Below are 22,011 nucleotides of genomic sequence, written 5' to 3'. Positions count from 1 at the left end.
TCTACCTCCTAGAAAGTTTTTTTCATGAGCGTTGTATGCATCGTTTCTCCGAAAAGTAACTCTTCATATTCACGCACTACTTCGAATCCTTCTTTCTTATAGAAAGCAATGCCGATATCATTTTTGCCATCTACTTCTAAATATACTTCATGATATTCACCTTTATAACTATTCAAACCTTTATACAACAAGGCTTTACCATAACCATCTCGCTGAGCTTCTGGCAATACGTAGTGGGATGATAAATATAGCTCAGTACCTTTAATGAAATTAGCAAAGCCAATAATCTTTCCATCCTCTTCAGCAACATAGAAATCAGAATCATTAATGCGCTTTTCTATCATCTCTTTAGAATAAGAAGCGTTTAAAAACGCTGTTACAGTACTTGCTGTATAAATATTCGTATATGTGTCATACCAAGCTTTAGACGCTACATTTTTAATTCCAGAATAATCCCCTACTGTTGCTTTCCTTACCTTTGTCATAAATACCTCTCCTCTATCTACCATCCACGCCATTCACTGGCCTTTACTATATTAAACGAATGACAATTATTAAATTACTTTAAAATCCTATCTTTATTTATAATTATATCATTTATATACAAAAAACTATAATATTCAGAATACTTAATTATAACCGAAAAGCCTGTGGAAAGGTATTATTTGTTAAGAATGTTAACACATATTAATAACATTCGAATAAAATATTTAAAATTTAAAAACCTACGAACTAATTTTAGCTCGTAGGTTTTCTTTTTACTTTTTCAATTTTTTATTAAGCTTTTCGTCTAATTCTTTTTGTCGACGTTTTCGTTCTTCGTTTCTAAGTCGTAATCTTTCTTCTTCTTCTGGATTACGTTTTTTCTGAAGTTGTTTATGGATTTTTTCCATTAGTTCATCTTCTGTTAAAGCGGCACACGGGCGGTTATTAACGAATGCGAATGTCTTTCTGCGACCTGGACCACAATATGATTGACATGCTACTTCAATTTCCGCATCTGGATCTAATTTTTTAATTTTCTTCATTAATGATGGAAGATTGACAGCTTGGCAGTCATCGCATAATTGAAATTTATTTCGCACTTGTTTCCCCACCTTTCATATTTTCTGTTTTAGCAATAAATTATTATACCACCTTCACAGATTTTTGAGAATGTCATTTTATTATTTTTGCATATTGCGTATCATTTTATTATTACGCTCTATCATGCGTTCGAAATATTTATCGTATAACGCCCATTCTTCTGTGGAAACTGGGTCCATATTTAAAGTTGCACCTAATGTTTTAAGGCTTCCTAATAATTTAAATAATATATCATTTGTCGTGTATTCTGTATTCAATAGTTCATTTATAGAAGCCATGCAATCAGGAATAATTGTAGGATAAATAAATTTTGTTTTTTCATTTTTCAGAGCATGTTGGTAGAATTCCTTCATCATTTCAGCTCTTTCTGAACCTGATCCTTCAACACACAAATATATTTGCACTGCTATGCCACCGCGTACTCTTCTTTGTGATATGCCTGCAAATTTTTTGTTATCAATACTTAAGTCATAACTTCCTGGGCAATATGATGCTGCGATTTCTTTATTTACAATTTTATCTGTTTCATCTTTGAACATTTCACGTATAAGACGTAACATCACTTCATAGCCTGTATCAATTGATACATCATGTCTACCTTTAAATATTAAAGATATATTCAGAACACCTTTATCCAACACAACTCCTAGACCACCCGAATTTCTTACAATCGCGCTATATCCTTTAACGTCATTCAAGAATGCTATTCCGTCTTTTAAATATGGAAGTCTAGAATCATGTATGCCTAAAATAACAACATGATTGTGTATCCATGTGCGCACAACACTTGGACTATTGTCGTTACCTACTTGTTCACAAAATGTATCATCGAAACTAAAGGACTGCATAGGTTGCAGTCCTGAAGTGTGGTCAATGTATCGCCATTCTTGTGTAAAATAATCTTGCAAGTTTTCCATGATTATAGAGATTGAGCAGCTGTAATGATTGAAAGACTGTATACGTCTTCTGCTGAACAACCACGTGATAAATCGTTAACTGGTGCGTTTAGGCCTTGTAATACAGGACCAACTGCATCGTATCCACCTAAACGTTGTGCAATTTTGTATCCAATGTTACCCGCTTCTAAGCTTGGGAAAATAAATACATTTGCATCACCTTGTATATCAGAATTTGGCGCTTTTTTAGCTGCCACTTCTGGAACGATTGCTGCATCAAATTGGAATTCTCCGTCTAATACAACATCTTTTAAGTCTGTTTCTTGTAAATTCTTTTGAGCTATTTGTACAGCTTCTGATACTTTCTCAGTATCTGGAGATTTTGCTGAACCCTTAGTAGAGAAACTTAACATCGCTACTTTCGGAGACATACCGAATGCTTGAGCAGTTTTAGCACTTTCGATTGCGATTTCAGCTAAATCTTGTGCGTTTAATTCAGGGTTAATGGCACAATCACCGAATACATATTGTTCTTCACCTTTTGTCATGAAGAATACACCTGATGTTTTTGTAACACCTGGTTTAGTTTTAATAATTTGTAATGCTGGACGCACAGTATCTGCAGTAGAATGCGCAGCACCACTTACTAAACCATCAGCTTGATCTGTATAAACTAACATTGTACCGAAGTAGTTTACATTATTTAATAATTCTTCAGCTTGTTCTTGAGTCGCTTTACCTTTACGACGTTCAACGAATTTCTCAACTAAATCAGCTTTTAATTCGCTTGTTTCTGGGTTGATAATTGTTAAACCTTCTATTGATAAATTAGCACCGTCAGCTGTTTCTTTAATTTTATCTTCATTACCAAGTACGATTGGAGAAACCAAATCTGTAGTTTGTAATTTAACTGCTGCTGTTAAAACACGAGCATCGTCACCCTCTGGTAAAACGATACGTACATTCTTACCTGATAATTTGTCGCTTAAGACATTAAGTAATTTAGACATAATTGCCTCCTATATATTCTCACTATTATTTTTCCACTAATTATTATAACATTTTTTCATAAATTTTCACGTTTTCGAACTGTAAATGTATCGTAGGCTATAGGATATATCGAGAATCTTAAAATGATGGAATCAATGTATCTTTATGTTCTTCTTTTAAATATTTACTAACTGCTTTACTTTTCATAACTTTCTTTAATTCTTTAATTTTTTCGGAATCTTTATTATCTTCACGCGCTACTAATTGAATAGAAAATCGAGAATCAATATTTTTTTCTAAAAATAAAGCATCAGAAGGTTTTAAACCGATTTTCGAAATATATGTAGGATAATTATAAACTAAAGATACTTTTGACTCGCTATAAGCTTCTGATAAATTTAATAAATCTACTTTTAACCATTGGAAATCTTTTGGATTCTCTACAACATCTTTAGTTGTACCGTTAACGCCCACTCCGTCTTTTAATTTAATTAATCCTTGTTCTTCTAATATCGCTAAAGCTCGACCTTCATTTGAAATATCGTTAGGTATAGCGACTTTCGTTCCATTAGGGATATCTTTCACTTCTTTATATTTTTTAGAATAAAAACCTACTTTTGCGTCATATATAGGCTGTAGATCAACTAAATTCGCTTTTCTTTCTTTATTATATTTTTCCATAAAGGGTTTATGCTGTGCAAAGCTCGCGTCTGCTTCTTTACTACTTACCATATCATTATAAGCAACGTTATCATTTACTTGTACAAGCTTGATTTCCCAACCCTCTTTTTTCGCTTCTTTTGCTGCAACTTTTACAACATCTGTCATAGGTGGTGCTTGTGAAGCAACTTTAATCACTTTATCTTCGTTATCTTTTTTTGCTCCACAACCGGAGATAATGACACTAAACAACAATATAAAAATAAACCAAACTTTTTTCATGTCTACACTACTTTCTTTTATCTAATTTTCTAGAGATATTATTTCCTAACATTTGAATGATAAATACAGCAATAATAATGATGATAATTGCGAAATACATTATTTCCGTTTCATAACTTTGATAACCATAGCGAATAGCAAAATCTCCAATACCTCCACCACCAACAATGCCCATCACTGTTGAATATGAGACCATGCTTACTATCGTTGTCGTATAAGCTAATATAATACCGCTACGTGATTCAACTAAAAGAAAATTCCATATATATTTTAATTTTGTTGCACCTAGCGACTCAGCTAAAACTTTTATTTCTATCGGTATATCTAATAAAACTTGTTCTACTAGTCTTGAAAAAATAGCAATACCTACAATACTTAAAGGTATTATCGATGGGTATGGACCAAAAGCGCTCCCTAAAATTAAACGAGTTAAGGGAATTAAACTGATGACAAATAATAAATATGGAAATGAACGAATAAAAGTAATTAAAAAATTAAAAGACCAATAATAATTTCTATTTAATTCTTTAATACCTGGATTGGATAAAAACAAAGCTATACCTAAAGGTAAACCAATTAGTAAAGTAATAATCATGGAAAATCCTAGCATGATACAAGTTTCCTGCAAAGATTGAAGTAATTCTGGTAAGTAATAATTTATTTTTTCAAAGAAAGTCATCCTTCAATACTCCGTTTAACATTTTCTAAATAAGTACCTGTATTTTTTCTATGCTTTTGTTTTTATTTTCAATAATATCTAGCAACTGTCCGTCCTCCATCACAAACACTTCTTCACACAATTGTTTAACAACACTCAATTCATGTGTAACAAAAATAATGGTAATACTATATTCTTTGTTAATTTTCTTAAGCATTTTTATGATTTCTTCAGTATTATTCTCATCTAAACTGCTAGTCGCTTCATCACATAGCAATATATCTGGGTTTCTAACTAAAGATCTCGCTAATGCTACACGTTGTTTCTCGCCTCCTGATAATTTAGAAGGATAATCGTTCATTTTATCTTCTAATCCAACAAATTGAATAAGTTCTTTCACTCTATCCTCATTCTCTGCATTTATGATTTTCAAAGGCAAAGCTATATTTTGATACACATTTAAGTTATTCAATAAATTATAATGTTGAAAGACCATACCTATTCTTTCCTTATACTTTCTAATCACTTTTTTTGACAACTTATTAATTTCTTGTTCATCAAAAATAATTTTACCTTCAGTTGGCTTTTCTATAAAATTAAGTAACTTTAATAACGTTGTTTTGCCAGAACCACTTTTACCAACAATACCAGTAATAGAACCAGATGCTACTGAAAAGGAAAGATTTTCAACAGCAAACTTCCCTCTATACTTTTTCGATACATTCTCTAATTTATACACTTTTTACACTCCTATATAATAAAATTTTCAGGCATCTAATTTAAAATATTTTTATAATATTTATTTAATTATTATCCACCAAACAAAAAAGATAATCAACAACATTAAAAATACAATTAAATATAAGTCAGTGCGTCATGTCCGAAGTACTTTTCTTCACAACACTGTAAAAGTTGAGTCCTCTATTTCTTTTCTAGTATGATAAACTTAGATAGAGAAAAGAATTAATCTAAAAGGAGCGAAATCATAATGAACGAAGCAGCAAAAACATTAGATGGTTGGTACAGCTTACATTTATTCTATGCAATAGATTGGACAAGCCTAAAAACTGTGCCAGAAGATGATAGAAATACGATAGTTGAAGAGTTTAAAAAATTCCTTGAAGGATTAGAAACTGTTCATAATAATAAAGAAGGCTCTCATGCTTTTTATAACATAACAGGTCAAAAAGCAGACTTAATGTTATGGTTCTTACGTCCTGATGTTAAGCAATTAAATGCTTTAGAAAATGAATTAAACAAATTAGATATTAGTGATTTCTTAATTCCAACATATTCTTATGTTTCAATAGTGGAATTATCTAACTATCTAGCTGGTGATTCAGATGAAGATCCATATGAAAACCCATATGTAAAAGCTAGATTATATCCTGAAGTACCACGTTCAGAATATGTTTGTTTCTATCCAATGGATAAAAGACGTGACGGTGAAGATAACTGGTACATGTTAGATATGGAACATAGACGTAGCTTAATGCGTTCACACGGTTTAATCGGACGCAGTTACGCTGGTAAAGTTAAACAATTCATTACCGGTTCAGTAGGATTGGACGACTACGAGTGGGGCGTAACTTTATTCAGCGACGATATGCTACAATTCAAAAAATTAATCTATGAAATGCGTTTCGATGAAGTATCAGCAAGATATGGTGACTTCGGAGCATTCTACGTAGGTAACATTTTAAATATTGACGAATTAAATGACTTCTTTAAACTAAACTAAGATTTCAAGATAAATATAGAGGCTGAAACATCTATTGGTGTTTCAGCCTCATTTTAATTTGCGGTTCGATATTTTATTTTATCGGACCGTATTTCATGTTTGCGGTTCGATATTTTTTATTTATCGACCTGTATTTCGCATTTGCAGTTCGATAATTTTTATTTATCGAACCGCATTTTAAACATTATTTTATAAAGCCCATATATAAATAAATTCTCCTAATCGAGTGGATTAGGAGAATTATTTCGATGTACTATTATTAACTGAATACATTAATAAAGAACGTTACGATTGGTACGCCAAGTAAGTCTATTAAGAATGCACCTACGACTGGTACAACTAGATAAGCTTTTGGAGAGGCACCAAATTTCTTTGTAATAACGTCTAAGTTTGCCATTGCGTTTGGTGTTGCGCCTAACCCGTGACCAATAAATCCACCGATCATAACAGCTGCATCGTAGTTTTTCCCTAATGCGCGGAACACTACAAATACTGAGAACAGTACAATAAATACTATTTGTACTAATACTATAATTGTTAATGGTAACGCTAAATTATATATTTCTGTTAAGTTAATACTCATTAAAGCAATTGATAAGAACAAGCTCAATGATACATCACTAACTCGGTTTGTAATTTTCATATCTACAATGTTTAATTTTCCATAGTCCGAAATATTTCTGATAATAACAGCTATAAACATAGCGCCCACATAAATAGGAACATTAATACCCGTGTAGTCTGTAAATGTATCAGCTAAATATGTACCAATCGCCATACTAACAGTGATAATTGTAAATTGAACGATAAATACTGTAGTTGGATTCATTCTACTATGTAATTCTTTATTATAGTCAACATCACTATAATCTAGAGCTGAAGCTTCTGCTTGCTCTGGTTTTAAATCGAATTTTTTAATTAAGAATCTAACAACTGGACCACCTATTAATCCGCCTGCAACTAATCCTAACGTAGCGGCAGCAAGCGCAGCAGTAACAGCTGAATCTACGCCTAAAGTTTCTAAAGTTTTACCATATGCTGCAGCGTTCCCATGTCCACCTTCCATTGACATAGAACCTGCTGTTAAACCTAGTAACGGAGGTATATTTAACACCTTTGAAAGTGAAACACCAATAATGTTTTGACATGTAGCCAAAATACCACAGAAAATAAAGTATACTATTAATACTTTACCGCCGAGTCGTAATAATTTTAAAGATGCTCCTAAACCTACTGTAGTAAAGAATGCTAACATAAAGAAATCTTGAATAAATTCAGATTCTAATTTTATTGTAACCACGTTTGTTGATTGTAAAATTGCTACTAAAATTGCAAAAATTAACCCACCTATTACTGGAGCAGGTATACATAATTTCATTAATATAGAAACATTATTTACAATTGCCTGCCCTAATAAAAGCAAGACACATGCTAGCGCCAACGTTGTAATAGCATCGAGCTCTAACATTTTACATTCCTCCTCAAACGACAATCCTGATTGTTTTCATGCTAAATGTCATTTATTTTTATTTTTAAGTAAGTGCTTACAAAGCCACGTTGAACATTATACATACTTTATTTAAATAAATCTAGCAAATATTTAATAGTGTAATATAACTCATTTCGTCATTAGTTGCATATTCGTTTATATGCATTATTGTTTATTCTTTATTATTATATTTAATGCTTCTCGTAGCCCTTATCATACTGATATTAACAATTACTTACATTTTTGTTACTGTAGTTATTGGATAAGTATCTTTATCAATATAATTAGCTATCAGCAATCTTTTTAAAAGTTCACTGTTTATATTGTTTCATTACTTAGCTATTTTCTCTAAAAATTCATTAATGGTTTAAAAAATCCATTCACATTCCTCGTTTATCGTGTATATTAAGTAATAGATAAATATTACTTACAAAATCTATTTTCAAGGAGTATTTATGAAAAATAATCAAGAACAATCACTACAAAAATCTATTGGTCTAATGACCGCAATTACTATTGTAATCGGTACAATTATCGGGTCAGGCGTATTTGTAAAACCTGCTGTTGTATTAACACATGCAGGTACAAGTAATCTTGCCATTTTGGCTTGGGTAGTAGGAGGCGTGCTTACATTAGCAGCAGGACTTACAATTGCTGAAGTAGGTGCTCAAATTCCAAAAACAGGCGGTTTATACGCATACATACGTGACATTTATGGTCCATTTTGGGGCTTTTTAACAGGATGGGTTCAAACGATCATTTATGGTCCTGCAATTATTGTTTCACTCGTGCTATTTTTTGGTATTTTAGTTACAAACTTTTTTAATATTAGTAACGATTTAAGTGTTTGGATTGGATTTATAGCGCTAATATTTTTAACCCTTGTAAATATATTAGGTACTAAATTTGGCGGACTTATGCAAAATATCACGACAATTGCAAAATTAATTCCTGTAATTGCTATTATTGTATTTGGTCTTTTATGGGGAGACGAAGGTATATTCGGTAAAGATGTTACATCTCTTATCAAAACAGACGGCGAAATCAATTTTGGTAGGGCTGTACTCGCTACATTATTCGCATATGATGGCTGGATTATGTTAACGAACATGACCGGGGAAATGAAAAAACCTCAGAAAAACCTACCTCTAGCTATGTTAATTGGTTTATCTGTCGTAACCTTGGCATACGTATTAATTAACATTTCAGTATTTCACGTTATCCCAGCTGAAAAACTAGTTGGCTTAGGTAATACTGCAAGTGCCGAAGCAGCAAAAGCACTATTCGGAGATATCGGTTCAAAAATCGTGAATATTGGTGTCATTATTTCAATTTTCGGTTGTTTAAACGGAAAAATCATTACATTCCCACGCATACCATTTGCGATGGCTGAAGATGGGTTATTACCATTACATAAATATGTCGGTTATATTAGTCCTAAGTTAAAATCACCATTAGGCGCTTTAATGACTGTATTTGGAATATCTGTAATATTAATTATATTAACGATTTTATTCCCGAACACAGTTAACGCTGATTATTTATCTGAAGTTACGATTTTCATCATATATTTATTCTATATGATGGCATTTGTAGGACTATTTATACTTAGAAAACAAAATAAAGGAACTAAAAGAGATTATTCGGTACCGCTATATCCATTTGTACCTTTACTAGCTCTTTTCGGTGGCGCATTCATTATCATTAACACTTTAATATCTGATTTTATGGGTTCATTATATTCATTAATCATTTTAGCTATTGGTGTACCAGTTTATATGTATTTAAATAAAAATAAACAACGTCGCTCATAATATAGATAACTAAATTTATTAAATAAAAAGCTCCTAATCCGTTAAGTTTCTAACGGATTAGGAGCTTTTTTTCGATCACGAATTATTTAATTTTTCACTTCTGTTTTTGCTTCAAGCTCAATCATTTCTTCTTTTGATTTATCTAATACTAGATAATTTAATTCATCATTTGTCATTTTCTTAAGTGAAGGATATCTAACCATAAAGAATACTAAGCCTAAGATTAACCAAACAAATAGTGCAATATATGAAGGTAATGAAAGACTCGCTGGTGATCCTGGAATCAGTAATAGTCCTAAGAATATTAACGCAATAATCGCACCTATTAAAGCAAATGTTTTATATTTCGGATGATACATCATACTTCTCTTATCATATGAGAACAACTTAAATGCTGATAAACATGTGATAAAGTATGCGATTGAAACACCCGTTGAAGACATGTCTACAATCCATGTTAATGCTGTTCTACCTAACCAAGGCGCTACTAATGCTAAAACGAGTATAAATATAATACTAATATATGGCGTATTGTATTTAGGATGTAATTTTTTGAACACGCTTGGCATAACTGCTGCTCTACCCATTGAGAATAACAATCTACTAGAGCTCATAAAAAAGCCATTTAATCCAGTGAATATCCCCATCATAATAGCAACGATTAACACTGCTAAACCTACAAATGAGAACCCTTCTTTTACAACTGAACCTGTTACCCATAAATTCCCTCCAATTGAAGAAGGATCTTTGAATAACCAACTTGTTAGAAGTATCATCATTACATAAGTTATTGCTGATGCTAATAAACTAAATACGATGAGTTTGAACGTCTTACTTGGTGCAAAGTTAAATTCTTCGGCTGTTTGTGGAATGTTGTCAAAGCCTACGTAAGCCCAAGGTGCTACAGCTAATATCAATAGTATCGAGCCTAGCCAACCTTCTTTCTCACTTATTGCAGGTTGTAAATTTGAAAATGAAAAGTCTTGTGTGAAAAATGAACCTGCAAATAGTAGAACGACAACAACTGCTAATATAACACAGAATATATACTGTAAATTTCCTGAAAAACTTGAACCTTTAATACTTATCCAAGCAAATATTAATAAAATTAATGAAGATAATATAATTTCAGTGATATAAACGTCCCATCCTGCGATAGTGTATAGCTTACCTTGTTCTAAAAACCCAGGCATTACAAATTTAAATAACAAACTGAATGCTGACGCGTTTAAAGCAACAATACATATGTACCCAAAGGTTAAAAACCATGATGAAAAGAAGGACACATATTTCCCGAATCCTAAGTAACCAAATGCAAAAGCTCCACCTGATACAGGGAACTTCTCTACTAATGCGCCATAACTTATAGCTATAACAATCATTAATAATGCACCTATAAAGATACCTATTGAAGCACCTATTGGACCTGCTTGGCCTATCCAATCTCCTGGAAGTATAAATGCGCCCCAACCTATGCTTGAGCCATAAGCTATGGCCCAAACAAATTTCTCAGATAAGTTCTGTTCTAAATTCCCTCTTGATAAATCTTTCTTTCGTCTTGCCATTAATGTTCCACCCTTATTTTTATTTTTCGTGAAACGCGACTAACTTTTATACCTTATAACTTCCAAACCGCGATTACAAGTAACAACCAACTAACTATGAATAACACGCCACCTATCGGCGTAATAGCACCTAATACTTTAATTTGTGTTAAAGCTAATATATATAAAGAACCACTAAAGAATACAATTCCGAATGTCATCAACCAACCTGCAATATTTAAATTTGCAGTTGTTGTGCCAGAAACAATACCAATAAGTATTAAGCCTAGTGCGTGATACATTTGATAAGTTGTTGCTTTTTCCCAAATATCTAAATATTTAGCTGATAATTTGTTTTCTAAACCGTGAGCTCCAAAAGCACCTGCTGCAACAGCAATCATTGCATTTATTGCCCCAATAATGATAAATAATTTCATTTTCTTACTTCCTTTCTTTTATTAAAAATCAAAAATTGAATCTCCATTTCCTATACCATCATCAGTCGTTAAAGTATTTTCATTTTGTTTTACCGTTGATTTATCAGGTACTTTTCCACCCATTTTTCTAATTTCTTCATTAGATATTTGAGGATTTTCCTTTTTAATTGGCGTTGAAGAAGTTTTCATATAAGGTTGTTTCACTTCTATACCTTGGTTATCTCCCTCTTCTGCATCAATTAATCCACTTAAAGTGTGAATTGCATGCATATGTTTATTAAATGTTTCATTATTTGTCGCGTTATCTGCATGTACCAATTCATCTTCAATCGCTGATATTAATTGATCTCTGCTAATCATTTACCTCACCTCCACACCAATTGATCGGTTCTTTACCTTTTGATTTTAAAAACTGATTTGTTTCACTAAATGGTTTTGATCCAAAGAATCCTCTATGAGCTGACAATGGGCTTGGATGAACCGATTTAATAATATGATGTCTTTCTGTATCAATGAGTTTAATTTTCTCTTGTGCTGGTTTACCCCATAAAATAAAGACGACATCTTCAAGTTCACGTGAAATACTTTTAATGATTTCATTCGTGAAAATTTCCCAGCCGATATTTTTATGAGAATGTGCTTTATGTGCTTCCACAGTTAATACTGTGTTCAATAATAACACACCTTCTTTTGCCCAATCTTGTAAATGTGGACTAGTACGCTTACAACCAATATCCGACTCCAATTCCTTGTAGATGTTTCTTAAGGAAGGTGGAAACTTAGCATCAGGTTGTACTGAAAAAGCTAAACCGTGTGCTTGATTTGGCCCATGATACGGATCTTGACCTAAAATGACGACTTTAACATTGTCTAACGGTGTTAAATCAAATGCTTGATAAACATTTTCTCTAGCTGGATACACCGTTGTATTTTGATAAGCTTCTTCTAAAAAAGCTTCCATTTCTGAAAAATCATGTTGCTCTTTTATATTGTGAAAGATTTCTTGCCAATCCATTTTTTTCACCTCTTTAAAAATGATAACATAGCCTTCATGAAATGGTCATAACTATTTTTTACAATTAAAAAACATGATATGATATCTTATATGAATATATTGGGAGGAATTACCGATGGCATTAAAAAAAGTCTTAACTATAGCAGGATCAGATACAAGTGCTGGTGCTGGAATGCAAGCTGATTTAAAAACATTTCAAGAACACAATACTTATGGAATGGTTGCATTAGCAGCTGTTGTTACAATGGACCCAAAAACTTGGGCACATGATGTGACGCCATTACCTCTTGATTTACTGGATAAGCAGTTAAATACAGCTATTTCTATCGGTCCAGATGCAATTAAAACTGGTATGTTAGGTTCTGAAGAAGTTATTAAACGTGCTCGCCAAGCATATGACGAGTCAGGTTCTGAAATCTTTGTTGTTGACCCAGTTATGGTTTGTAAAGGCGAAGATGAAGTACTTAACCCGGGAAATACTGAAGCAATGATTAAAGAATTATTACCTAAAGCAACAATTGTGACACCAAATTTATTTGAAGCGGGACAACTTTCTGGTTTAGGTAAATTAACATCTATCGAAGATATGAAAAAAGCTGCTGAAAAAATACATGAGCTTGGTTCACAATATGTCATCATTAAAGGTGGTAAAGCGCTAGAATCAGATAAAGCCTTTGACTTATTCTATGATGGTAAAAAACATGTATTACTTTCTACTGATAAATTCCAATCTAGTTATAATCATGGTGCCGGCTGTACATTTGCTGCTGCAACTACTGCTAATTTAGCTAACGGTGAGTCTCCAGAAGATGCTGTAAAACACGCTAAAGCATTTGTTGCATCTGCAATAAAAAATGGCTGGAGAATGAATGAATTCGTCGGTCCAGTTGATCATGGTGCAGCAAACCGTATTGAAAAAATCGAAGTTTATACTGAAGAAGTATAAATAAAAACTACACGTTTAAAAAGTCTACAGAGTATCTCACTTTGTAGGCTTTTTACGTGTAGCCTTTTCATTATTGTCCAATGCCAAATTCTGCTTTTATTTTGGCAATCACTTTTTGTTTTTTAAATAGTTTCATTTCATATTCATAAAGCGTCATATTATCTAATTTACTTTCATTAAGACACACGATTTCAGCTTCATAATTTTCTAAAGTCATAATACGTTCAGTTTGTTCAAATTCGGTTTTGATTTGTTTTAGTTTTACGTTACTGCCCATATAAGGCTTAAAACTATCAAATTCACGAAGAACACTTAGTAAATATTGAACTGGCACTTCTTCATAATACTGATATCCCATGATATTACAATAATCTAAAACCGCTTCATCATTAAATGAAATACGCTTTCTTTCCACTACTTTCACCCGCCGTTTCTTAAGGCTCATTCTTTGTAGTAGTAATTGTACTTTAAACGATATCATCTATCAAGTTAATATTTACATATGTACTTTAAGATTCTTTATTACTATAAGCACTATTATCTACAATAATTTCTACATTCGGGTGATTGTACAATGCTGAAGCTGGAAGATCAGTCGTAATTTCACCTGACAACAACTTTTGAATCGCTTCTGCTTTTTTTGGTCCAAAAGCTAATAATATGATGCGTTTAGCTTTTAAAATAGATTGAATACCCATTGAAATTGCTTGTTTAGGTACTTCTTCTTTCGTTTCAAAATATCTACTGTTAGCTTCTATTGTTGATTCTGTTAAATCAACTACACTTGTTAAACTATCAAATGATGTTCCTGGCTCATTAAAACCGATATGACCATTTTCACCAATTCCTAATATTTGTATGTCCATTGGACCTTCTTTATCTATTAGATTCTCATAGCGTTCTACTTCGCTATTTAAATCATTTGCTGATCCATGTGGTAAATGTATTTTTTCTTCATTCCAACTAGATAAATGGTTAAATAATATATCGTGCATATATGTGTAATAACTTTCTGGATGATCAGAGTCGATTCCTATATACTCATCTAAATTAAAGGTTGTAATATTACTTAAATCCAATTTATTTATTTTAATTAAATTAACTAATTGTTCATATACGCCGACCATTGTACCACCAGTAGCTAAACCTAACACACTCTTATTGTCAGTTATGATTTGCTTTAATAACTCATTTGCAACATAATGACAAGCTTCTTTTTCAGTACCTAAATTTATAAATTTCATGATTATCCCTCTATTTCTTTAATAAATCGTTTTGTAATTTCTAAAGGTCTTGTAATTGCGCCTCCAACAACTGTGCAATGAACACCTAAATCCGTTACACGCTTCAACATTTCAGGTGTTACAACGTTTCCTTCTGCTATCACTTTAGCTTCGACTTTATTTAATACATCTTTTAAAAATTGAAAGTCATTTTCGTATAATACATGACCTTTAGTATATGATGTATAACCTCTTAATGTTGTACCAACATAGTCAAACCCAAGCTTATCAGCATTGATTGCTTCGTCTAAATCTGATATATCAGCCATAATTTCTACATTTGGTGCGTTATCTCTAATATACTGAACAATTTCTTCAAGTGATTCTTTTGGTCTTTCTTGTTTAGTCGCATCTAGAGCAATTACCTCACATCCACTTTCAATCAACTCATCGACTTCTTTCGTAGTAGCTGTGATAAATACGTTGGAACCTTCGTAATCTCTTTTTACAATACCGATGACTGGTAAGTCGACTTCTTGTTTTATTGCAATAATGTCTTCTTTCGTATTTGCTCTAATTCCTTTAGCACCACCTTGATATGCGGCTAATGCCATTTTACTCATAATAAATGAAGAATGTAATGGCTCTTCTGGTAATGCTTGACATGAAACAATTAATCCTTGCGGTAACATTTAAAATGCACTCCTTATTTTTCTTCTAATGCTTCTTCAACTTCATTTTTAATTGTTGTTACATGAGGACCATATATAATTTGTACACCTGTACCTTTTTGAACAATACCTCGTGATTCAGTTGATTTAATCAAATCTTCATCAATCTGTTCACCATCTTTAACGGTCACTCTCAATCTTGTTGCACAACAATCTACAGCATCAATGTTTTCCTTGCCACCCAAACCTTTAATAACTGTTTGCGCGCGTTCACTTGCTTTAACAGTTTCAACCGCCGCTTCATCTTCACGGCCAGGCGTCTTAAAGTTAAATTTAGTAATTAAAAATCTAAATGTAACGTAATACAGTAAGAACCAGACTATACCAATTGGAATCACTAGTAAATAATTTGTCTTACTATTACCTTGTAACACACCGTACAGTATATAATCAATAAAACCACCACTAAAAGTTTGTCCAACTGTAATATTAAATATATCAGCCATCATAAAGGCTAATCCATCAAATATAGCATGGATAACATATAAAACTGGCGCAATAAATAAGAAACTGAATTCTAAAGGCTCTGTTATACCTGTTAAGAATGACGTAAGTCCCGCTGAAAGCATTAAACCACCTACGACCTTTTTCTTTTCAGGCTTTGCTGTATGGTAAATAGCTAATGCAGCACCTAACAAGCCAAACATCATTGTTATAAATCGACCAGACATATAACGCGAGATGCCCGAATAATAATGTGTTAAATTAGCATCGCCTAACTGAGCGAAAAATATATTTTGTGTTCCTTGAACAATTTTACCGTTGATTTCCATTGTACCACCTAAAGCTGTTTGCCAGAATGGTAAATAGAATATATGATGCAGTCCAAATGGTCCAAGCATACGTAATACAAATCCATAAATGAAAGTTCCTATAACACCTGTCTTATTCACAAGTCCACCTGCACCAAATATCCAACCTTGGATGGTCGGCCATACAAAGTACAATACAACACCTAATACTATAGAAGCTACAGAGGTTATAATAGGTACGAATCTAGAACCACCAAAGAACCCTAAAAATGGTGGCAATGTAATCTTGTTATATTTATTATGTAAAAATGACGTCAAAATACCAACGATAATACCACCAAATACACCTGTTTCAACTGTTTGAATTCCTAACATCATCCCTTGCCCTGCTTTAGCAAGTGAATCTTGAGATGCAATATTGTCAGTAATCGTCAATAACGCGTTCATAGTTGCATTCATAATTAGAAAGCCTAACATCGCTGCTAGACCAGCTGTACCTTTATCACTTCTCGCTAATCCAATCGCTACACCTATAGCAAATATTACTGGTAAATTAGCAAAAACAATATCTCCTGCTGAAGACATTAATATAAAGATATATTGTAATAAATCCACATCTAAGATTGGATAAGCTTTTATTGTATTTGGGTTACTCAACGCACCTCCAATACCCAGAAGCAAACCTGCTGCTGGTAATATAGCGATGGGTAACATAAATGATTTCCCGAATTGTTGTGCCTTATCAAAAATTTTACTCATGGGCACACCTCCTATTGAAACTAAATATAACACCATGAAAAGATTAGTCAATAACATTCGTTGTTTTGGAAAACTTTTTCAAATATAATACACATATTATAGAAAACAGGAGTGTTAACCATGAATTTTGAAAATCGTATTCAACAATCTTATAATGGAACAGATATTCAAAATGTACCTCTCATACAACGGATATATGAATATCATCAATCTATCATTCAAAAATCAGGTGAATTTATTTCTAATAAAAAAATAAATCAATTGATCGAAGTATTAATAGAAAGTGAACATGCCTTATTTGCAGGGTTAGGTAGCTCGGGTTTAACAGCCACTGAGTTCTATTACAGAACAATGCGCATGGGTATTAAAGGAAATTCAGCGACAGATGTGCATCAAATAAAAATTGGTGCTTCTTTGCTCACTGAGCGAGATACATTTATTGCCTTGTCTAATAGTGGAGAAACAAAAGAATTGGTTAACGCTGTTAAAATCGCTAAAGATCATGGTGCCACAATTATTGCGATTACTAACTATGCTGGTAGCCCTCTTTCCGCTCTCTCAGACATAACGATTATGACGATAGATCAAACTAGAATAAATGACCATCAATTTATTAACACTCAAATTTCAGCTCATTTTCTAATAGATGTTGTCAGTTACATGCTTTTATCACACGAAAGTCATTTAACACAATACGACCATACTAAAGAAGTTATTTTAAAGGATAATAATTCCTGAGTTGTGAGCAGAATGTATATAAATTCACTCGAGAATTTAGTAGAATAGTAAAGTATATACTATGAGGAGTGAAAGGCATGGAATTAATTCAAATAGATCAAGTTCAAACCTTAATATCAGAATATGAAAATAAGCCAGTTTATCTTCATGTAGAGACAACAAATGGTGCGTATGCGAATCACTTTGATCAAAAAGTGTTCAACGCTGGTACATTTTTAAGAAATATTCAAGTTACATTTACCCATGCTCATTTAACAGGTGGCGTTAAAGAGCCTTTCCGTGTGGGCCTTAAATTAGACAATAATGGCTGGGTTTATGTACAAGGTTTGACACATTATGAAGTAACGGAAAATAAAGAATTATTATTAGCGGGATTAAATCATGAAGGGCAACTTGCTGCTAGTTTAGAAATTAGTAGTAAACCGTTTAAGGAATAAGAGGTGACGACAATGGATAAAGAAAGACAAGTATTGGTTATATTCCCACATCCAGATGATGAAGCGTTTGGAACTTCGGGTACATTAAGCAAATTTATAGATAGCGGTGTCCCAGTTACTTATGCATGCTTAACTTTAGGTCAAATGGGTCGTAATCTCGGCAACCCTCCTTTTGCAACAAGAGAGTCTTTACCGTTTATTAGAGAACGTGAATTAGAAGCAGCTGCTGAAGCAATTGGTATTACTGATTTACGTAAAATGGGTTATAGAGATAAAACTGTTGAATTTGAACCGAAAGATGAAATAGATAATATGGTAAAATCATTAATAGATGAATTAAATCCATCACTAATAATATCATTCTATCCAGGCTATTCTGTACATCCAGACCATGAAGCAACTGCAGAAGCAGTGATAAGAACAGTAAGCCGTATGGAAAAATCAGAACGTCCTAAATTACATTTAGTAGCATTTAGTAATGACACGTATAGCGATCTCGGAGAGCCCGATGTAAATATAGATATAACTGGTTATGAGGAACGTAAAATGAAAGTACTTCAAGCTCATGCATCTCAAACCGGACCAATGTTACAAAACCTCGCTTCAAATACACAAGAGAGTGAAGCGGCTAAAGATATGTGGTTGAAGTCAGAACATTTCTGGACATATCATATTGAATAGATAGTTGGAGGCAATGTTAATGAAACAAATCGATTTATCAACACGTGAAGCGCGATGGAAATATTTTGGTTCAGTAGATCCAATCAAAGGAACCAAACCTACTGAAAAAGAAAAAATGCCTGATTTACAAAGTTCTAAAAAAGATTTCCTATTCGAAATTGAGCATGTTGGTATTAAAAATTTAGTTTATCCTGTTAAAATAGATGGTTTTCAATCAATTGGTAATTTTGAGTTTTCGACAAGTTTAAATCAAGATGAAAAAGGTATTAATATGAGCCGTATCATCGAAAGTGTTGAAAAGCATTACGATAACGGTGTGCCTTTAAGTTTTGATTCTTTAAAATCATTACTCAATACACTTGAAAGTGCAATGTTCCAAAATACAGCTTCTGTAGACGTATCAGCTAAATGGTTCTTTAACCGATACAGTCCAATTACTCAACAAAAAGCTGTTGGAAACGCTGATATACGTTACATTTTATCAGTATCAGACGACAAACTTACTAAAAAATCATTAGGTATCGAAGTACCGGTTACAACACTATGTCCTTGTTCTAAAGAAATTAGTGAATACTCTGCTCATAACCAGCGCGGTATTATTACAGTCCTAATTGATTTAGACACTGAGACTGATTTACCGGATAATTATAAAGAATTGATTTTAGACGGTATGGAAGCAAATGCGAGCTCTATGCTTTATCCAATACTAAAACGTACAGATGAAAAAGCAGTTACAGAGCGTGCATATGAAAATCCTCGCTTCGTAGAGGACTTAATTAGATTAGTAGCGGCAGATTTAGTCGAATTAGAATGGATTAATGGTTTCGAAATAGAATGCCGTAATGAAGAATCAATACATCAACATGATGCATTCGCAAGATTAAAATACTCAAAATAATCATATATAACTAAAAAACAGCCAAAATTCTTATTTAAAAAAGAATTTTGGCTGTTTTTCATTTTTATTTAACCCTAGTAACCACTCGTTACTTTCCTTAATTACAAATTCACTTCTTCTTCTTCAGTTTCAACCCATGGATTATTCTGAATTAATTTAATGATTTGCTCTGTAAATAGTTTAACGCGTAATTTAATATCATCTACATCCACATAGTAAGTGCCGTCTTCTGTTTTTCCGTAATCTGCATCTTGTGTAGAGATTTGGACAGGTACAGCAATTCCTAACAAGTTTCTCATGATAATTCTTAAGTGTGATAATGGTTCCGTACTACGCATGCCACCACTATTGCAAATTAATCCAACTGGTTTCATTTTGAATTCGTCCATCGTTAAATGGTCTAATGCATTTTTTACTACGCCTGAATATGAACCGTGATAATTTGGTGTACCAATTATAATAGCATCTGCTTCTTCAGCTAGTTCTCGTAATTCATTAACATTTGCTTTAATACGTTCATCATTTAAGTGTCGGCCAGATACATCTAAGAACGGGACTGGCTTATCATATAAATCAAACAATGTTACCTCTGCTTCTTGTTCTTCTAAGTTACCGCGAACAAATTGCGCCAGTGCATGTGTATGAGAGTATTGTTTAGCGCTACCTACAATAAGTAATACTTTCACTGTTGTCACCTCAAAATCTATGATATTTATTATACCTCACAGTATAACATACTGAATAACTAAGAGTTTATACTCAGTTAAAAATCAGTCTAATGGACTATTAACAATTACTCTTCGCTTTTCAAAGCTTGTATGATGGCTTTACCAACACCACTATTTTCGTTTGTATCTGTTATATAATCCGCCATTTCTTTAACTTCAGGTGCACCATTTTCCATTGCAACTGCGTATCCTGCTTTTTCTAACATAGAAATGTCATTTAAATTATCACCTATCGCCATAACATCTGACATTGGTATTTTGAGTTGTTCAGCGATTGCTTCTAATGCGATTCCCTTTTGTGCATCAGAATGTGTAATTTCTATATTCCCTCTTGAAGAAGAAGATACAGCTAAACTTTGAGACTCAGAAATTTCTGCTTTAGCTCTATCGATTTTTTCTAAATCACTCGCAAATGCTAAGATTTTCAAAATAATTTCGCCTGGACGTTTACTAATTTCGTCATAGCTATCAACTTGTTTCAAAGTCCCATTATCTATACGATTTTGTATATTAGCTCTAATTTTCTTAACATCCGCTTTTTGGCCAGCTTTTTCTGCTATATCCACATAGATTTCTAAGTCTTTCTCTGGGTCTTCTGTATAAATACCAAAGTTCGTATACACTTGGTAATAAATATCTTCACTATTTAAGACACCTGTAATTTTATCAATTAATGGACGTGTTAATTTAGATGTATGAATAATGTTAAATTCTTCATCCCTTAATTCAGCCCCGTTTAAACAAATATAAGGTAAAGTCAAATCTGTTGGTGCAATTGGACCATTCGCTTCATAAAAAGCTCTTCCCGTAGCAATAACTACCGTAATACCCTTAGATTGGGCATATTTTATTGCTTCATAGTTCTCATTAGAAATTTCGTGTGCTGCATTTAGTAAAGTACCATCCATATCTGTTGCGATTAACTTTATCATTAGAGAGACCTCTTTTCTTTATATTCAACATAAATTCTAACAAATTATCTGTATAAACTCTATGAATCTGAACTCTTCTCTTTGTTTTGCTTCTTTTTCGCTCTTTTTTCTTTAAAAAACGTACGAAGCATCTCTCCACACTCTTCTGCTAATATTCCTCTTTCTACTGTAGAACGATGATTAAACCTTGTATCTTCTATTAAATTCATTAAACTACCACTACATCCACCTTTAGGATCACTTGCGCCGTATACAACATGAGGTATTCTACTCATTACTATAGCGCCCGAGCACATAACACAAGGTTCTAACGTTACATATAAAGTAGTATCTTCTAAACGCCATGAATTTAAATATTCAGATGCTTCTTGTATTGCCAACATCTCAGCATGTGCAGAAGGACTTTGTTCATTTTCTCTTAAATTATGCCCTCGTCCAATTACTTCTCCTTTATACACAACAATTGCACCAATTGGTACTTCGTCCATTTTCCATGCTTTTTTCGCTTCTTCAATAGCAAGTTTCATATAATTTTCATGCACGTTTTATTTCACTCCGTTTAATTTGTGATAGA

At 32.8% G+C, this 22,011-nt stretch carries 26 protein-coding genes; 7 read left to right on the top strand and 19 right to left on the bottom strand.

Going from position 1 to position 22,011, the window contains the following annotated elements:
• Window positions 1-8: 8 nt before the first annotated feature.
• The 7 genes from CD135_RS01815 to CD135_RS01785 all read right to left on the bottom strand — a co-directional run bounded on the left by CD135_RS01815 (window position 9) and on the right by CD135_RS01785 (window position 5,311).
• On the bottom strand, window positions 9-485 hold the full coding sequence (locus CD135_RS01815; RefSeq protein ID WP_016999461.1) for a GNAT family N-acetyltransferase: 477 nt from the start codon (window positions 483-485) through the stop codon (window positions 9-11).
• A 273-nt stretch (window positions 486-758) separates the two neighbouring features.
• Window positions 759-1,085 (bottom strand): YuzB family protein, encoded by a 327-nt coding sequence (locus CD135_RS01810; RefSeq protein WP_016999460.1) that lies wholly within the window; start codon window positions 1,083-1,085, stop codon window positions 759-761.
• A gap of 81 nt (window positions 1,086-1,166) precedes the next feature.
• Window positions 1,167-2,003, bottom strand: a complete 837-nt coding sequence (locus CD135_RS01805; RefSeq protein ID WP_026023639.1) for a lipoate--protein ligase family protein — start codon at window positions 2,001-2,003, stop codon at window positions 1,167-1,169.
• Between the two features lie 2 nt (window positions 2,004-2,005).
• The gene (gene pta / locus CD135_RS01800) at window positions 2,006-2,992 is read right to left on the bottom strand and encodes a phosphate acetyltransferase (RefSeq protein WP_103268677.1); all 987 of its coding nucleotides are present in this window, start codon (window positions 2,990-2,992) and stop codon (window positions 2,006-2,008) included.
• Between the two features lie 118 nt (window positions 2,993-3,110).
• Entirely contained in the window at window positions 3,111-3,914 is an 804-nt protein-coding gene (locus tag CD135_RS01795; RefSeq protein WP_016999457.1) for a MetQ/NlpA family ABC transporter substrate-binding protein, read from the bottom strand.
• Window positions 3,915-3,921: 7 nt separating this feature from the next.
• Complete coding sequence (emtB, locus tag CD135_RS01790; protein ID WP_064204227.1) at window positions 3,922-4,593, bottom strand: metal ABC transporter permease EmtB; 672 nt, start codon at window positions 4,591-4,593, stop codon at window positions 3,922-3,924.
• A 25-nt stretch (window positions 4,594-4,618) separates the two neighbouring features.
• Window positions 4,619-5,311 (bottom strand): methionine ABC transporter ATP-binding protein, encoded by a 693-nt coding sequence (locus CD135_RS01785; RefSeq protein WP_245942542.1) that lies wholly within the window; start codon window positions 5,309-5,311, stop codon window positions 4,619-4,621.
• Window positions 5,312-5,560: 249 nt separating this feature from the next.
• On the opposite strand from CD135_RS01785, the gene hemQ reads away from it, so the two are divergent.
• Window positions 5,561-6,313 (top strand): hydrogen peroxide-dependent heme synthase, encoded by a 753-nt coding sequence (gene hemQ / locus CD135_RS01780; protein ID WP_016999454.1) that lies wholly within the window; start codon window positions 5,561-5,563, stop codon window positions 6,311-6,313.
• Between the two features lie 259 nt (window positions 6,314-6,572).
• On the opposite strand, the gene gltS is transcribed toward hemQ, so the two are convergent.
• Window positions 6,573-7,781 carry a sodium/glutamate symporter gene (gene gltS / locus CD135_RS01775; RefSeq protein ID WP_103268676.1) on the bottom strand — a complete coding sequence of 403 codons (1,209 nt, stop codon included), beginning with the start codon at window positions 7,779-7,781 and terminating at the stop codon, window positions 6,573-6,575.
• Between the two features lie 476 nt (window positions 7,782-8,257).
• On the opposite strand from gltS, the gene CD135_RS01770 reads away from it, so the two are divergent.
• On the top strand, window positions 8,258-9,616 hold the full coding sequence (locus CD135_RS01770; protein WP_064204230.1) for an APC family permease: 1,359 nt from the start codon (window positions 8,258-8,260) through the stop codon (window positions 9,614-9,616).
• 86 nt (window positions 9,617-9,702) lie between these two features.
• Here CD135_RS01770 and CD135_RS01765 read toward each other — a convergent pair whose 3' ends face one another.
• Genes CD135_RS01765 through CD135_RS01750 form a run of 4 tightly spaced genes read right to left on the bottom strand, consistent with a single transcriptional unit; the run spans window position 9,703 to window position 12,621 of the window.
• On the bottom strand, window positions 9,703-11,181 hold the full coding sequence (locus CD135_RS01765) for an APC family permease (RefSeq protein WP_064211521.1): 1,479 nt from the start codon (window positions 11,179-11,181) through the stop codon (window positions 9,703-9,705).
• A gap of 53 nt (window positions 11,182-11,234) precedes the next feature.
• The gene (locus CD135_RS01760; protein ID WP_016999450.1) at window positions 11,235-11,597 is read right to left on the bottom strand and encodes a DUF423 domain-containing protein; all 363 of its coding nucleotides are present in this window, start codon (window positions 11,595-11,597) and stop codon (window positions 11,235-11,237) included.
• A gap of 21 nt (window positions 11,598-11,618) precedes the next feature.
• Window positions 11,619-11,957: a DUF5327 family protein gene (locus tag CD135_RS01755; RefSeq protein ID WP_103268675.1), complete on the bottom strand. Its 339-nt coding sequence runs from the start codon at window positions 11,955-11,957 to the stop codon at window positions 11,619-11,621.
• Window positions 11,950-12,621, bottom strand: a complete 672-nt coding sequence (locus CD135_RS01750; RefSeq protein ID WP_257504544.1) for a uracil-DNA glycosylase — start codon at window positions 12,619-12,621, stop codon at window positions 11,950-11,952. Before CD135_RS01750 ends, CD135_RS01755 begins: the two co-directional genes overlap by 8 nt.
• A 106-nt stretch (window positions 12,622-12,727) precedes the next feature.
• On the opposite strand from CD135_RS01750, the gene thiD reads away from it, so the two are divergent.
• On the top strand, window positions 12,728-13,558 hold the full coding sequence (gene thiD / locus CD135_RS01745) for a bifunctional hydroxymethylpyrimidine kinase/phosphomethylpyrimidine kinase (RefSeq protein ID WP_064204233.1): 831 nt from the start codon (window positions 12,728-12,730) through the stop codon (window positions 13,556-13,558).
• 70 nt (window positions 13,559-13,628) lie between these two features.
• On the opposite strand, the gene CD135_RS01740 is transcribed toward thiD, so the two are convergent.
• Genes CD135_RS01740 through CD135_RS01725 form a run of 4 tightly spaced genes read right to left on the bottom strand, consistent with a single transcriptional unit; the run spans window position 13,629 to window position 17,023 of the window.
• A complete protein-coding gene (locus CD135_RS01740) occupies window positions 13,629-14,039 on the bottom strand; it encodes a hypothetical protein (RefSeq protein ID WP_228064689.1) in 411 nt (136 codons plus the stop codon).
• 28 nt (window positions 14,040-14,067) lie between these two features.
• Window positions 14,068-14,802: a glucosamine-6-phosphate deaminase gene (nagB, locus tag CD135_RS01735; protein ID WP_016999445.1), complete on the bottom strand. Its 735-nt coding sequence runs from the start codon at window positions 14,800-14,802 to the stop codon at window positions 14,068-14,070.
• A gap of 2 nt (window positions 14,803-14,804) precedes the next feature.
• Window positions 14,805-15,473: an N-acetylmannosamine-6-phosphate 2-epimerase gene (locus CD135_RS01730; protein ID WP_064211522.1), complete on the bottom strand. Its 669-nt coding sequence runs from the start codon at window positions 15,471-15,473 to the stop codon at window positions 14,805-14,807.
• A gap of 14 nt (window positions 15,474-15,487) precedes the next feature.
• The gene (locus tag CD135_RS01725; protein WP_103268674.1) at window positions 15,488-17,023 is read right to left on the bottom strand and encodes a PTS transporter subunit EIIC; all 1,536 of its coding nucleotides are present in this window, start codon (window positions 17,021-17,023) and stop codon (window positions 15,488-15,490) included.
• A 120-nt stretch (window positions 17,024-17,143) separates the two neighbouring features.
• Here CD135_RS01725 and CD135_RS01720 point away from each other — a divergent pair, with 120 nt between their 5' ends.
• The 4 genes from CD135_RS01720 (at window position 17,144) to folE2 (ending at window position 19,777) form a co-directional block, all read left to right on the top strand.
• Window positions 17,144-17,761, top strand: coding sequence for a MurR/RpiR family transcriptional regulator (locus CD135_RS01720; protein ID WP_239705333.1), 618 nt, complete (start codon window positions 17,144-17,146; stop codon window positions 17,759-17,761).
• Between the two features lie 77 nt (window positions 17,762-17,838).
• Window positions 17,839-18,198, top strand: a complete 360-nt coding sequence (locus tag CD135_RS01715) for a YojF family protein (RefSeq protein ID WP_016999441.1) — start codon at window positions 17,839-17,841, stop codon at window positions 18,196-18,198.
• 12 nt (window positions 18,199-18,210) lie between these two features.
• Window positions 18,211-18,879 carry a bacillithiol biosynthesis deacetylase BshB2 gene (bshB2, locus tag CD135_RS01710; RefSeq protein ID WP_064211524.1) on the top strand — a complete coding sequence of 223 codons (669 nt, stop codon included), beginning with the start codon at window positions 18,211-18,213 and terminating at the stop codon, window positions 18,877-18,879.
• A 19-nt stretch (window positions 18,880-18,898) separates the two neighbouring features.
• Window positions 18,899-19,777: a GTP cyclohydrolase FolE2 gene (folE2, locus tag CD135_RS01705; protein ID WP_016999440.1), complete on the top strand. Its 879-nt coding sequence runs from the start codon at window positions 18,899-18,901 to the stop codon at window positions 19,775-19,777.
• A gap of 101 nt (window positions 19,778-19,878) precedes the next feature.
• Here the strand turns inward: folE2 and CD135_RS01700 are convergent, their stop codons facing one another.
• The 3 genes from CD135_RS01700 to tadA all read right to left on the bottom strand — a co-directional run bounded on the left by CD135_RS01700 (window position 19,879) and on the right by tadA (window position 21,964).
• Window positions 19,879-20,463 (bottom strand): NADPH-dependent FMN reductase, encoded by a 585-nt coding sequence (locus tag CD135_RS01700; protein WP_064204237.1) that lies wholly within the window; start codon window positions 20,461-20,463, stop codon window positions 19,879-19,881.
• 107 nt (window positions 20,464-20,570) lie between these two features.
• Window positions 20,571-21,437: a Cof-type HAD-IIB family hydrolase gene (locus CD135_RS01695; protein ID WP_016999438.1), complete on the bottom strand. Its 867-nt coding sequence runs from the start codon at window positions 21,435-21,437 to the stop codon at window positions 20,571-20,573.
• 59 nt (window positions 21,438-21,496) lie between these two features.
• Window positions 21,497-21,964, bottom strand: a complete 468-nt coding sequence (gene tadA, locus CD135_RS01690) for a tRNA adenosine(34) deaminase TadA (RefSeq protein ID WP_037539269.1) — start codon at window positions 21,962-21,964, stop codon at window positions 21,497-21,499.
• Window positions 21,965-22,011 lie beyond the last annotated feature (47 nt).

It is taken from the genome of Mammaliicoccus lentus (assembly GCF_002902755.1).
In the GTDB taxonomy this organism is placed as follows: domain Bacteria; phylum Bacillota; class Bacilli; order Staphylococcales; family Staphylococcaceae; genus Mammaliicoccus; species Mammaliicoccus lentus.
The sequence above is the reverse complement of the archived record's forward strand: the minus strand, read 5'-3'. Positions and strand labels throughout refer to the sequence as shown.

Excerpts from the sequence above, each read along its gene's own strand:
- CD135_RS01765 (WP_064211521.1), bottom strand. The coding sequence starts at position 11,181 with ATGGCAAGACGAAAGAAAGATTTATCAAGAGGGAATTTAGAACAGAAC.
- CD135_RS01725 (WP_103268674.1), bottom strand. The coding sequence starts at position 17,023 with ATGAGTAAAATTTTTGATAAGGCACAACAATTCGGGAAATCATTTATG.
- tadA (WP_037539269.1), bottom strand. The coding sequence starts at position 21,964 with ATGAAACTTGCTATTGAAGAAGCGAAAAAAGCATGGAAAATGGACGAA.
- folE2 (WP_016999440.1), top strand. The coding sequence starts at position 18,899 with ATGAAACAAATCGATTTATCAACACGTGAAGCGCGATGGAAATATTTT.
- CD135_RS01720 (WP_239705333.1), top strand. The coding sequence starts at position 17,144 with ATGAATTTTGAAAATCGTATTCAACAATCTTATAATGGAACAGATATT.
- CD135_RS01730 (WP_064211522.1), bottom strand. The coding sequence starts at position 15,473 with ATGTTACCGCAAGGATTAATTGTTTCATGTCAAGCATTACCAGAAGAG.
- CD135_RS01795 (WP_016999457.1), bottom strand. The coding sequence starts at position 3,914 with ATGAAAAAAGTTTGGTTTATTTTTATATTGTTGTTTAGTGTCATTATC.
- CD135_RS01805 (WP_026023639.1), bottom strand. The coding sequence starts at position 2,003 with ATGGAAAACTTGCAAGATTATTTTACACAAGAATGGCGATACATTGAC.
- emtB (WP_064204227.1), bottom strand. The coding sequence starts at position 4,593 with ATGACTTTCTTTGAAAAAATAAATTATTACTTACCAGAATTACTTCAA.
- nagB (WP_016999445.1), bottom strand. The coding sequence starts at position 14,802 with ATGAAATTTATAAATTTAGGTACTGAAAAAGAAGCTTGTCATTATGTT.
- hemQ (WP_016999454.1), top strand. The coding sequence starts at position 5,561 with ATGAACGAAGCAGCAAAAACATTAGATGGTTGGTACAGCTTACATTTA.
- bshB2 (WP_064211524.1), top strand. The coding sequence starts at position 18,211 with ATGGATAAAGAAAGACAAGTATTGGTTATATTCCCACATCCAGATGAT.
- pta (WP_103268677.1), bottom strand. The coding sequence starts at position 2,992 with ATGTCTAAATTACTTAATGTCTTAAGCGACAAATTATCAGGTAAGAAT.
- CD135_RS01695 (WP_016999438.1), bottom strand. The coding sequence starts at position 21,437 with ATGATAAAGTTAATCGCAACAGATATGGATGGTACTTTACTAAATGCA.
- CD135_RS01770 (WP_064204230.1), top strand. The coding sequence starts at position 8,258 with ATGAAAAATAATCAAGAACAATCACTACAAAAATCTATTGGTCTAATG.
- thiD (WP_064204233.1), top strand. The coding sequence starts at position 12,728 with ATGGCATTAAAAAAAGTCTTAACTATAGCAGGATCAGATACAAGTGCT.
- CD135_RS01740 (WP_228064689.1), bottom strand. The coding sequence starts at position 14,039 with ATGATATCGTTTAAAGTACAATTACTACTACAAAGAATGAGCCTTAAG.
- CD135_RS01815 (WP_016999461.1), bottom strand. The coding sequence starts at position 485 with ATGACAAAGGTAAGGAAAGCAACAGTAGGGGATTATTCTGGAATTAAA.
- CD135_RS01760 (WP_016999450.1), bottom strand. The coding sequence starts at position 11,597 with ATGAAATTATTTATCATTATTGGGGCAATAAATGCAATGATTGCTGTT.
- CD135_RS01715 (WP_016999441.1), top strand. The coding sequence starts at position 17,839 with ATGGAATTAATTCAAATAGATCAAGTTCAAACCTTAATATCAGAATAT.
- CD135_RS01755 (WP_103268675.1), bottom strand. The coding sequence starts at position 11,957 with ATGATTAGCAGAGATCAATTAATATCAGCGATTGAAGATGAATTGGTA.
- gltS (WP_103268676.1), bottom strand. The coding sequence starts at position 7,781 with ATGTTAGAGCTCGATGCTATTACAACGTTGGCGCTAGCATGTGTCTTG.